Origin of the sequence: Endozoicomonas elysicola (assembly GCF_000710775.1) — a bacterium.
In the GTDB taxonomy this organism is placed as follows: domain Bacteria; phylum Pseudomonadota; class Gammaproteobacteria; order Pseudomonadales; family Endozoicomonadaceae; genus Endozoicomonas; species Endozoicomonas elysicola.
In genome coordinates this window covers 2,361,068-2,372,651 of sequence record NZ_JOJP01000001.1, presented here as the reverse complement: position 1 = coordinate 2,372,651, position 11,584 = coordinate 2,361,068, and the positions used below count along the sequence as shown (strand labels likewise).

At 44.4% G+C, this 11,584-nt stretch carries 10 protein-coding genes; all 10 read left to right on the top strand.

The features are described from left to right. Nucleotides 1-404: 404 nt before the first annotated feature. Entirely contained in the window at nucleotides 405-1,214 is an 810-nt protein-coding gene (gene thiM, locus GV64_RS10170; protein ID WP_152554000.1) for a hydroxyethylthiazole kinase, read from the top strand. Continuing rightward, the gene (gene ubiT / locus GV64_RS10165) at nucleotides 1,211-1,738 is read left to right on the top strand and encodes a ubiquinone anaerobic biosynthesis accessory factor UbiT (protein WP_020582704.1); all 528 of its coding nucleotides are present in this window, start codon (nucleotides 1,211-1,213) and stop codon (nucleotides 1,736-1,738) included. The genes thiM and ubiT overlap by 4 nt, the downstream gene beginning before the upstream one ends. A 555-nt stretch (nucleotides 1,739-2,293) precedes the next feature. Continuing rightward, nucleotides 2,294-2,503 (top strand): transposase family protein, encoded by a 210-nt coding sequence (locus GV64_RS26255; protein WP_407919918.1) that lies wholly within the window; start codon nucleotides 2,294-2,296, stop codon nucleotides 2,501-2,503. Nucleotide 2,504: 1 nt separating this feature from the next. Continuing rightward, a complete protein-coding gene (locus tag GV64_RS26250) occupies nucleotides 2,505-2,834 on the top strand; it encodes an ISAs1 family transposase (protein ID WP_033403065.1) in 330 nt (109 codons plus the stop codon). Between the two features lie 50 nt (nucleotides 2,835-2,884). Then, complete coding sequence (locus GV64_RS26245) at nucleotides 2,885-3,046, top strand: hypothetical protein (protein ID WP_020582701.1); 162 nt, start codon at nucleotides 2,885-2,887, stop codon at nucleotides 3,044-3,046. 324 nt (nucleotides 3,047-3,370) lie between these two features. Continuing rightward, on the top strand, nucleotides 3,371-4,189 hold the full coding sequence (locus GV64_RS10150) for an ABC transporter permease (protein WP_026258276.1): 819 nt from the start codon (nucleotides 3,371-3,373) through the stop codon (nucleotides 4,187-4,189). Further along, the gene (locus GV64_RS10145; protein WP_020582699.1) at nucleotides 4,179-5,585 is read left to right on the top strand and encodes an ABC transporter ATP-binding protein; all 1,407 of its coding nucleotides are present in this window, start codon (nucleotides 4,179-4,181) and stop codon (nucleotides 5,583-5,585) included. The genes GV64_RS10150 and GV64_RS10145 overlap by 11 nt, the downstream gene beginning before the upstream one ends. Then, nucleotides 5,579-7,939 (top strand): class I SAM-dependent methyltransferase, encoded by a 2,361-nt coding sequence (locus GV64_RS10140; RefSeq protein WP_020582698.1) that lies wholly within the window; start codon nucleotides 5,579-5,581, stop codon nucleotides 7,937-7,939. The genes GV64_RS10145 and GV64_RS10140 overlap by 7 nt, the downstream gene beginning before the upstream one ends. A 50-nt stretch (nucleotides 7,940-7,989) precedes the next feature. Then, nucleotides 7,990-9,198 (top strand): rhamnosyltransferase WsaF family glycosyltransferase, encoded by a 1,209-nt coding sequence (locus GV64_RS10135; RefSeq protein WP_020582697.1) that lies wholly within the window; start codon nucleotides 7,990-7,992, stop codon nucleotides 9,196-9,198. A gap of 6 nt (nucleotides 9,199-9,204) precedes the next feature. After that, the gene (locus tag GV64_RS10130; RefSeq protein ID WP_026258275.1) at nucleotides 9,205-11,244 is read left to right on the top strand and encodes an HAD hydrolase-like protein; all 2,040 of its coding nucleotides are present in this window, start codon (nucleotides 9,205-9,207) and stop codon (nucleotides 11,242-11,244) included. Nucleotides 11,245-11,584 lie beyond the last annotated feature (340 nt).

The following is an 11,584-nucleotide window of genomic DNA, read 5'->3' as shown; positions in this document are numbered from 1 at the left end:
AGCCACACTTAAAAACCATGATAACAAATGATCTACTATTGAAATCATTTGTCAGAGACTTAGCCCAGATATTTTATAAACTGCCCCGAATCTCGCGCACGACCACAAGGATGTGGGAGTTAGGGCGACGCAGGATGCCAAAGCCGAGGACTTTATCGCTATATGGGATTTTGCAAAGGAGCACCGTACCCGCAGGGCATAAATACCAGGGAGTACGATCGACCGAGCAAAGCTCCCATAAAGCGGCAAAGGACAGGCGAGAACGGGAGCATGTTGATGAAATATCCAGGCCAGACCTGTTGTGTGCTCAAAAAAGCAACAAAAGAGTCTGAAACAGTGACTCGAGTCAATTCACCGTCCAGCGGACATCATTATTATTGAACATGGATAAAAAGGCCTTTTCTATGCAAGAAAAAATTATTCAGTCACTTGGCGAGCTGAGAGAAAAGCAGCCGCTGGTTCATAACATCACCAACGATGTGGTGACAAACACCACCGCCAATGCTCTTCTGGCCATTGGTGCCTCCCCGATCATGGCTCAGGCAATTGAAGAAGTCGCAGACATGGTTGGGATTACCAACAGTCTGGTCATTAATAGTGGAACGCTGACCCGCAGTAGTCTGGAAAGCATGATTCTGGCAACAGAAACTGCTCACAATCTGGACAAGCGCTGGATTCTCGACCCGGTAGGCGTGGGTGCAACCCCCTTCAGGTTAACAAGCAACAAACAGCTACTCGAGTACAAACCATCCGTGGTCAGAGGCAATGCCTCCGAGATCAAAGCGCTATTTACTGGTGCGAATGAAGGAAAAGGGGTCGACAGCAGCAGTAGCAGTGAATCCACTCTGCACTTTATTCAGGAAAAGGCTCGGGAACATCAGCTGGTCATCGCCGTAACCGGTGCTACTGATTATGTGACCGATGGCTATGAAGTCTACCAAATCAATAATGGCCACCCAATGATGGCCAGAGTAACCGGCACTGGCTGTACGGCTACCGCCATCATTGGTGCCTTTCTTGCCATCTGTGATACACCATTGATGGCGGCCGTCTCTGGCCTGACCTGCCTGGGCATTGCCGGTGAACTGGCCAGTATGGATTGCCCTGGCCCCGGATCACTGCAGCTGCGCATGCTGGATGAACTGTACCGCCTTGACCAGAGCACCATTCAAAAATTCGAAAAAGTGAGCAACTTGCGAAGGAGCTGTCATTGAGTCTGCTGCCATCTTTTAGACTTCCCCTGCCCGGCATTAACGTCCGGGAAAGGTTCAAAAAACCCGGTATCGAATTACTCGGCCTGCCGGTAAAGCTGCTGCCAGCAGCCATGATAAACAAACCATTGACCAAAGCCATTAACCATATCTTCCGCACCCCGGTTGAAGAAGGTGATTTTGACTTTATTGAAGACCGCTGCCTGAAAATTCATATCACGGATTTAGACGTCAGCTTCTACATCAGTTTTGATGGTGAACAATTGACAGCTACCAGCCCACGACACTTTGATGTCGAATTTCAGGGAAACAGCAAAGCATTCCTGACGCTGGCCAGCAGACAGGAAGACCCGGACACCCTGTTCTTCCAGCGCAGCCTGATGATTGAAGGCGACACAGAACTGGGTCTTGGGGTAAAAAACCTGCTGGATAGTCTGGAGTTGGAGCAACTGCCCATTCCTGCACAGAAACTTGTCTGGCTTGGGCAACAAGTTCAGAAAAAAATTCCAATGGCCAGCCCACATTAAAAGAAACATGTGACGTATAACTGTTCATCCAGCCTTGATAATAAATGGATGAGCGGTTACTTCAATCTTCCTATTGAGTATCTTTTTTTTGTTATAAGAGAAAGTTCTTAAAAATTACACGACGTTTGCTAGCGAAATCTTAAAACCCCCTCTAATCTTCCTCACATCAAATGAGACGACACTGTCTATTCAAGTTATCTATGTATTTGAGGGTTGCAAAAGATACAGGTCAGAAAACTGATCTGCTCTCTTTCAAAAGTTAGTCAATTTTACGCTTTGCCACAAAATGCGCTTTGCTGTTTTGGTTGGCCTCCACCATTGCCAGAAGTTTCTCTCGTTTAAAGTTTGAAACATAAGACAGCCAAGAAGGGGATGGGCGGTAGCGTGGGTTCGACAAGAGCACTAAGCTACACGGTTGGCTTATTGGAGTAGGTTTGAGGTGCGGACACTCTACAGGGAAAACGCATGGCAATGCCTGAACTCAACGGGCTAGAACGGTATAGATATAGATACATTTACGTATAGATTAAAACACACAACCATTATCATACCTCTATGATTGCTACCGAATATGACAATCAAATGAACGTTTTCAATCTGATGGAAAATTTTTCAATTATTTATGGCCCAAGGCAATCAGGAAGAGTTGAACATAAACCTTCAGACACCTTGTTGCTATTAATCATTTGTGCTGTCATTGCTAGCGCAGAAGGTTGGGAGGAAATTGAAGACTTCGGGTTGGAACGACTGGACTGGTTAAAATAGTATGGTGAGTTTAACGACAGAATCCCATCACACGATACTATTGCGAATAGTTATTAACATTATTGACCCTAAGAATTTCCAGCACTTTTTTATTGAATGGATGAATGTGTACCATAAAATAACAGATGATGAAATTGTTGCCATTGATGGGAAATATGCAAGCGGCTCGTATAATAAAGGAAAAAATAAAAGTGCAATTCATATGGTCAGTACATTCTCCGCTGCTAATGATGCGTTAGTGGGTTCAATTAAAACTGATGCTAAAAACAATGAGGTAACTGAAACCCCAGAGTTACTGACTCTTCTACAGCTCAAAGCCGTCTTTACCTAGTAAGCAATATATTTGATGAGTTTGTTAATTTCTCATCCGATTCGAAAGTAATGAAAAAACTGGGCATTGCTGTTTCAGTCCGGTTAGAGGCCGGTGGCATTAATACCGATGACATCAGCATCCGTTATTACACTTCACCTGCTGAATTAACCGCAGAGAAGTTAGCAAAGGCTACGAGAGAGCATTGGTTTATAGAGAAAAAACTCCATTGAAAGAAGATGATTTCCGAATTAGAAGAGGCAATGCTCCAGAAATGATATCGGGTATCAGACACGTTGCAGTCAATTTTTTGAACAATACAACAACGTTTAAGGCAGGCCTCAAACGGAAGCAAAGGAAGGCTACGATGAGTACCCACCATTTCTCTGAGGTACTGGCAGTCTGTGGGGTTTCAGAATCTTGCCGTGATAATTGTACGATCAGGTCAGAACTAACTCATATCAACACAGCGAGAATTATGGAATTATTTGCAATGCGATTAAGATTACTTGCACAGCTATTTTTTTTAACACTTCGCATGCGAAGGTAGCTCACTGATGCGTTACTGGTCTTCGTCTCCACGCGAGATGATAGTTAGCCCTTGGCGGAATCGCAATCTCATCATAGCTTCAGTAAAACGAGAAATACTGGGACGCTATCGCGGCTCAGTGATGGGCATCCTATGGTCTTTCTTCAATCCTCTCTTCATGCTCGCAGTTTACACTGTCGTTTTTAGTGTAGTGTTTAAGGCTCGCTGGGGTGCTGGTAGCGATTCAAAAGTCGAGTTTGCTTTAGTGCTGTTTGCTGGCTTGATGATGTTCAACCTGTTTAGCGAGTGTATCAATAGAGCGCCTGAGCTGATCCTCTCAAACGTCAACTACGTGAAAAAAGTAATATTTCCCCTGGAAATCCTACCAGCTATCACTTTACTGTCCGGTTTGTTCCACGCCCTAATCAGCTTCGGCGTCTGGCTTTTTACGTACGCCCTGTTTTTCGGTGTGCCACATCTCACAGTCTTGCTTTTACCTATGATCGTATTACCTTTCATGATGCTCATTATGGGGCTAAGTTGGGCCCTAGCCTCATTGGGTGTTTATTTACGAGATGTATCACAAATTATTGGTGTTACAACCTCCGTCCTAATGTTTATGAGCCCTATTTTTTATCCAACAAGCTCTTTGCCAGAAAGTTATCAACACTTGCTTTACCTTAACCCACTGACCTCAGTAATTGAAATGACGCGTGACGTGCTCTTCTGGGGTAAGCTGCCTAACGTTACTGTGTTGTTTAGTTATTGGCTGATTACCACAGTAATTGCCTGGCTCGGTTTTGCTTGGTTTCAGAAGACTAGAAAGGGGTTTGCTGATGTCCTCTGAAAACGCAATCAAAGTTGAAGGCCTCAGCAAGTGCTTTCAAGTTTATGACCAGCCCCTTGATCGTCTCAAGCAATTTTTCTTTCCGTGTCTGCAGCGAATGGTTGCAAAACCTCCTCGCCAGTATTACCAAGGCTTCTGGGCATTAAAGGATGTTTCTTTCGAAGTCAATAAAGGTGAAACAGTCGGAATCATTGGTCGTAATGGAAGTGGCAAGAGTACTCTACTGCAGATTATAACAGGCACATTAACCCCCACGAGCGGTTTAGTGGAAACTCAAGGCCGCATTGCAGCGCTGCTGGAATTGGGTTCGGGCTTTAACCCAGAATTTACCGGACGAGAGAATGTTTATCTCAACGGCGCTTTGCTTGGTTTTTCCAAAGAGCAGATTGACGAAAAATTCGATGCAATTGCAGCTTTTGCCGATGTACGAGAATACCTTGATCAACCAGTAAAAACTTATTCCAGCGGAATGCTTGTTCGGCTTGCATTTGCTGTCCAAGTGCAAGTAGAGCCAGAAATTCTAATTGTAGATGAAGCTCTTGCTGTAGGAGATGCTCTTTTCCAGAAACGCTGCTTCCAGCGTATAGAAAAACTAGTCTCAAATGGCACTACGGTACTTTTTGTATCCCATGACCAAGAAAGTGTTCGCACGCTTACCAACCGTGCCCTCTTATTGAATAAAGGTCATCCCGTTGAATGGGGGCCTTCTTCTGTAGTAGTACTTAAGTATCGCAAACTGCTCCATGATGAGGAAATATCATATTACAGCAGCCTCACCAAAAATATGTTCGATCAGGCAAAACAGGCTCACATAGATAAGGTGGCTGAATCGCAAACTGGTAATTCTAACGAGCTGCAGCCTGCAGATAATACTCTTTCTGAGAAAAACACCTGCACCCGCTCTGAACAGCTGACGTTTGGTGATAGCGAGGTAAAGGTCATCAAAGTCGAAACGCTTAATTTTGAAGGGCAACCTTGTTCTGTGTATTTTACGGGTGACCGGCTACTCATCCGAGTTACCTGTGAATCTTATACTCGAATAAATAAATTAAACATTGCTCTGCGTTTGAGAAATAAACAAGGGATTAAGATCTATTCATGGGGAACACTCAATCAGGATATGACTACTCATGCCAGAGGGCTTGATAGAACGCTTTTTTGGAAGAGGCATTTCGAAGTTGGTGACACTTTTCCGGTACTGTTCGAGTGTGGCTGCGACTTGGGACAGGACTTATATGAAGTACAGGCTTGTGTATCCTTTGAAGAAACGATGGACTATCAGTCCCAGCGAGTATTGCACTGGGTAGATGAGGCCGCTTTCTTCCAAGTTGTAACAAAGCGCGATGAATATTTCTTTGGAGGGGTTACTGATTTGAAAATGAGTGCAACATGCTAAAAGAAATGATTGATATAGATAACGCTACTGATTACCAAGCCCAATATGATGATTATTGGAAATCTGATGACCGAATCGGCGAATCAAGTGGAGACATGGAACGCATCGCTGAGCAGATTGTTTTATCTTGTGGTGTAGGACGCACCTTGGATATTGGTTCTGGTGAAGGTTTGTTAGTAGCATCTTTATTGAACCGTGGAATAGAAGCATACGGATTGGACGTATCAAAAGTCGTTACCACACGTTGTAATCAGCGTATGCCTGACCGCTTCACTCATGGCTCTGTGCTTGAGCTGCCATTCGAGGATGCATCATTCCAGACGGTAGTTTCAACAGATTGTATGGAGCACCTTGCACCTGAGGATGTAACTAAAGCACTGAAAGAAATTCATCGAGTTGCCGGGCGCTATGTTTTTTTACAGCTAGCGACGACTGCAGATCGGGATGGGCATTGGCATTTGACGGTTGAAGGGCGAGCTTGGTGGGAAAAGAAATGCTTTGAAGTTGGTTTTCGCAAGCATCCAACTTACTACAGAGTTAATCCGTATGAGTCTCTAAACCAAGATGGGTGGCAAATCACAATAGTTCTCGAGAAAATTCCAGAATACGCAAACAAAAATTACCCGATCACCGCTCTAGCGGAGGAACGCGACCTGCATATGGACATGTTGCGTGAAGGAGGAGAGCGTTCGGATGCCCATGTTGCTCGCTACTTATGGGCAGAGAGCTTCATTCGACCAGGTGACAGAGTTCTGGATGCAGCTTGCGGCCTTGGTTATGGGAGCTACACTCTTGCTGAACTCAGCAAGGCAAAGGCTATAGCAGGTATTGATGGTAGCGACTATGCCATCGCTTACGCTCGTGAGAACTTCTCTCCTTTAATCTCTAAGCTGGATTTTTTTGCGGGTTATTTGCCAAAATGTCTTGAGAAGTATCCGGACGGTCACTTTGATGTGATCGTCTCGTTCGAAACATTAGAGCATGTCGAGCAACCGACAGCCCTTTTGAAAGAATTTTGTCGTCTTTTATCGCCAGGGGGGCGCATCATTGTGAGCGTTCCCAACGATTGGAGTGACGAAACAGGTGAAGACCCCAATCCATTTCATCTGCATACTTACACCTTGAATAAATTGCGCTCACAGATTAAGCAACACTTCATTCCGGAAGTCCTAGTTCAACAAATTGCTAGCAGTTGCAAAATGACTCCAGCTTGGGATTCTTGGCAGCGTATGCCTAGAACGTTGCAGAGCATCGATATAGATACTGACAGCCCCCCCCCCAGTGAGTGGTGGTTGATGGTGGGAATGAAAGATCCTGTTACCAATACTTTGCCGTATCGAGAGAGTATCCACGGATACTCTGCACCACCTGAAAACCTGTTACAATTCGAACGTGACTACAAAAATCCGTGGCTGGTTCGGTCTCTACTGGCAATGCCTTTTCGTGCAACCAACAAAGGAGTGCTCAGTCAGATTGCCTGTCGGGTACTTGAGCATGAGAGCGAAACCATTACAGCTGATAAGGGCGCTGCACTTGCCGTCATTGGGTACCAGATCCTAGCCAACAACTGGGCCACAAGCACAGAGGTTGAACGATTTATAGAAAACATTGAGCCTTACGTCTCATCACCATTCGAAGCCCCTCATCTTCAGCGCTTCTATGTTTCTTTGGCATACCTAAAAGCGAGACTGCTTGTAAAAATTGGAAGACTCGACGATGCATTGTCGGTGCTCAAACAGGTTGCATGCGCTGACATTTCACAATATAGCCCTACTTTAGGTACCAAAGTGATTAGTGCAGCGTTTGAAGCAGGGTTACTAGAGATTGGTAGAGGGGATATCAATGCTGCTCGAACCAATTGGAAGCTTGGTATCGAACGGGCTTACACCTTGCTCTCTGTTGATGTGAAGGAGTTCGTCGGTGATATCGACAATCCCCACGAATTCCCCACAATCGAAGCAGTAGAGTTCCTAGACTCTTCGGTTCGCTGTGTCAAAGCACTGCAAATTACCAGCAAGAATAGTCTCGTGCCTCTCGCTCGACTGCATGAACTGACGCGAGAAAACTGGAAGGGCATGCTGGAAGAGCGTTGGACAGCTATACAGTCCATGGGGTCCATGATTCGTGATCGTGATGAGGTCATCGCTAGCCAGGCACGTATGCTAGAGGATCGGTGGACAGCTATTCAATCGATGGAGTCCATGATTCGTGATCGGGATGCGGAGATTGGTACACAAAAGTATATGCTCGAAAAGCGCCTCACAACGAAACAATCAATGCGTGTATTAATCTCTGCGCTGAAATCTTCATTTAGGCATCAGGCTAAATCAATTTTGTCTAGACTCTCGCAATAAGAGAATGCACGTAACTCCTCCCTGTTATTATTATCTAAAGTTTGTAACCAATGAGTACCATTGCTTGGGTTATTCCTCGTTTAATAGAAGGTTCAGGTGGTCATCGAACAATATTACAGCATGCCTATGCCTTAGAGCAGGCTGGATATCAATGCCCCATCTATATTGAAGGTACAGGAAATCAGGCCAAAGCAGCTGCTACCGTGGAGCGATTGTTTGGTAATCGCTTTCTCAGTGTTCGCTTTGGTTGGGATGAGATTCAGCCCGCCGACCTAGTTATGGCAACCATTTGGTATTCAGCCGCTATAGTGAGAGATTTACCCTTCAATTGCTACAAGGGCTATTTTGTCCAAGACTATGAAGCTATGTTCAATCCCATGGGCGATGCCTATCTTTCGGCCGAAAACTCTTATCGTTACGGATTGACCCCCATCACCATCGGTTCTTGGTTAAAGCACGAGTTGGCCAATCGGTTTAAAGTACCCGCTTTTCACATTAATTTCGGTGTGGACAATCGTATTTATCACCCACTCAATATAGATCGGGAGTTATCAGTCTGCTTCATCTATCAACCTGACAAACCTCGCCGGTGTAGTCGTTTTGGAGTAGAGGCCTTAGGTATTGTTAAGCACAATCGACCAGAGGTTAACATCTACTTATACGGATCACCACCCAGCGAAAAAGGTGACATCTGGTATGAGCACGAGCACTTAGGGTTACTTAAGCTGGAAGACTGTAATGCACTTTATAACCGTTGTGCTGTTGGTTTATGTTTAAGTTCTTCAAACCCGTCGAGAATTCCCTTTGAAATGATGGCCGCTGGATTGCCGGTAGTTGAATTTTGGCGCGAGAACAACCTCTATGACATACCACCGGATGCTGTTAGCCTCAGCGAGCAAACTCCTGAGAGTTTGGCGAAGAATATTTTGCGCCTACTGGCTGATAATGATGAGAGAGAACGTATGTCTAGGGCTGGCGTTACTTTCATGTCAGATCGCCCTCTACAAGATGAGTCTGAGGGGTTCAAGACCTGCGTAAAAAGTATTCTCGAAGGACAAAAGCCAAAGCTAGTGGTAACACCCCCTTTGTATGATCGCCCTCCTATTTCTGCCGAGGGTTATGGTATGACCTTGCCTACCAATATTCGAAAGCGCTTGGTATTACCTGCTAATGCTAACCTTAATTCTTTACCTATACCAATCCGCGGTATTCTTGGTTGGGGGGCACGTACAGCGCGTAAACTATTTCTCAATCATTAACCTACCATGTATAAACTCCGTACTATTGATGTCTGGGATACTCTTTTAAGAAGAAAGGGGCATCCGGATTTTTCTAAGTTAATTTCAGCTCGAGCCCTTAGCCTGACGCATAAGATGGAATTAGCTATACCGTTTGAGGATTATTGGGCAATCTTCCGTGAACGTTGTGCAGTAGAGGATGAGTTAGCCAGTACTACCTCTCATTGTGGCGAATATGAAGTTAACGATGTTCTAACTAGATTGTTAAGCCGGGTTCTCATTAATAATCAAGACCAAATGGACTTAGCCGTTCTAGCGGGAAGGTTGGCGGAAATGGAACTGCAATTTGAACTTCGACACACTTATCCTGATCCTAAATTTTTAAATTTCAGTCAGGAATACCCAGCACAACAAAGCTTATTTTTATCTGACTTTTACATGTCCTCCGCAAGTCTACAGCGACTGTTGAAACACCATGGTTTGGAGACGCTAGTGAGTCAGGGTATCAGTTCTTGCGATGTCAGGTTGAACAAACGTTCTGGAAAATTATTCAAACATGTCCACCACCAATTCGACATAACTCCTCGGGATCACGTCCATATCGGTGACAACATTCATGCTGATGTAGAAATGCCCAAAAAACTAGGTATTCAAACAGTGCACTACTTACCAGAGGAAGAACATCGAAAGCGTCAAGAGCAAGCAGCCTTCATCCATGACCGCTATGCTTTGTTCCGCCATATAGCTGAAGACACTAAGAATCTGGCTACAGACGAAGCGAAGGAGCTAGAAGCGGAGGCACAACCTGCATATCTGCTTGGCATTCACACAGCCCCACTGCTAGTCGGTTTTATATTGCAGATTGCCGAACGTGCATTATTGGATAGAGTAGAACGTTTGTACTTTTTTACTCGTGAGGGTGAGTTCTTGCTTCAAGTATGGAGAGCTATCTTCCCAAACAACTGTTTAGCGGGACAAAAACTACCGTTACCAGACATTCTCGAAGTCAGCCGTATTGCAACCTTCTGTGCCTCCTTGAGAGAAATAAGTACTGAAGAGTTGATGCGCTTATGGAACCTATATTCTACTCAGTCAATTTCTGCTCTCCTTAAAACCTTGGGACTGAAAGCTGATAAGTTTACTGAAGTCTGCCAATCACACGGGCTGAACCCAAAGGAAAAGCTGGTAAACCCTTGGCAAGATGCACGAGTACAAGCTTTGTTTAAAAACCCTCTCTTTATAGAACCCGTGCGGGCTAAGATAAATTCCGATCGTACCAACTTGCTGGAATACCTTGATCAACACGGCTGGCAGCAAAATTTAGCTAAAGTGGGCATTGTTGATATTGGTTGGCGCGGTACGATTCAAGATAATCTAGCCTACTTATTTCCTGATATACACATCTATGGCTACTATCTGGGACTGCAATGCTTTCTTAACGACCAACCCCTGAATTGCAGCAAATCGGCTTTCTGCGTGGATGCCAACCTTTCTAACAACTATATAAATTTGCTGGATGCGGTATCCCTGATCGAAATGTTATGTAACTCTCCTAATGGCTCTGTAAGTGGCTACATTCGCTCCGTAGATGGAAGCATGATCGCAAGCCGAATCATAGATGAAGATGAAAATGCCGTGTATAAAACATTTGTTACGTACTTTCAAAAAGGCGTGCTCTTCACCAGCCGCAGCTGGTCAGATTATATAGATAGCCACGTTATTGCCAGTAGAGAGTTGAAAGAATCATCCTGTAAAATTTGGCATGAACTGGTGGCCAAGCCCAGCCAAGATGTAGCTAAGGCTTATGCTTCACTCAGACATAACGAGATATTTGGTGTTGGAGAGTTTATCAATAAGAGTGCTGTACCCTCTCCTTGGCAATTATTTCATGGAATTTTCTCAAAAAAGGTTCGACAAGAAGTTATTCTTTATATTCGCCAGAATCAATGGATAGCAGGTATTTCGAGTCGTAAAGATTTAGGCCTATCCCACAGGATTTTACTGACTTCGGTGTTACTGATGGGAAGGGGCTATAAACGATTTAGATACTGGTTGAACTATCGTTAGAACTTCAAGTGAATAAGAATAGGTAAGTAGGTATTAAGTATACTTTGCAAATGAAATCGAATATAGCTGGTGCACTGGAAAGGTTCTATAAAAAGCACATCTAAGGACTCGCAATAAGGCTTCGTGACCAGAATTGCAACTCTTCACTACTACAAGGATCCAGAAAATAGAGCAACGAGGAATTGCCTTGCCAGGAAGACCTAAACCTTGAATCAGCATATATAGTTTCATTTGCTCAGTGCTTATCGCTTTCTCTAAATGAGACAAAATACTGGATCTAATTCACAAAAATAAATAGAGCACGAGACCTTTGAAGATCTTACATAATTTCGAGGCATAT

Excerpts from the sequence above, each read along its gene's own strand:
- GV64_RS26250 (WP_033403065.1), top strand. The coding sequence starts at position 2,505 with ATGGTGAGTTTAACGACAGAATCCCATCACACGATACTATTGCGAATA.
- GV64_RS10150 (WP_026258276.1), top strand. The coding sequence starts at position 3,371 with ATGCGTTACTGGTCTTCGTCTCCACGCGAGATGATAGTTAGCCCTTGG.
- GV64_RS10130 (WP_026258275.1), top strand. The coding sequence starts at position 9,205 with ATGTATAAACTCCGTACTATTGATGTCTGGGATACTCTTTTAAGAAGA.
- thiM (WP_152554000.1), top strand. The coding sequence starts at position 405 with ATGCAAGAAAAAATTATTCAGTCACTTGGCGAGCTGAGAGAAAAGCAG.
- GV64_RS26255 (WP_407919918.1), top strand. The coding sequence starts at position 2,294 with ATGATTGCTACCGAATATGACAATCAAATGAACGTTTTCAATCTGATG.
- GV64_RS26245 (WP_020582701.1), top strand. The coding sequence starts at position 2,885 with ATGAAAAAACTGGGCATTGCTGTTTCAGTCCGGTTAGAGGCCGGTGGC.
- GV64_RS10140 (WP_020582698.1), top strand. The coding sequence starts at position 5,579 with ATGCTAAAAGAAATGATTGATATAGATAACGCTACTGATTACCAAGCC.
- GV64_RS10145 (WP_020582699.1), top strand. The coding sequence starts at position 4,179 with ATGTCCTCTGAAAACGCAATCAAAGTTGAAGGCCTCAGCAAGTGCTTT.
- GV64_RS10135 (WP_020582697.1), top strand. The coding sequence starts at position 7,990 with ATGAGTACCATTGCTTGGGTTATTCCTCGTTTAATAGAAGGTTCAGGT.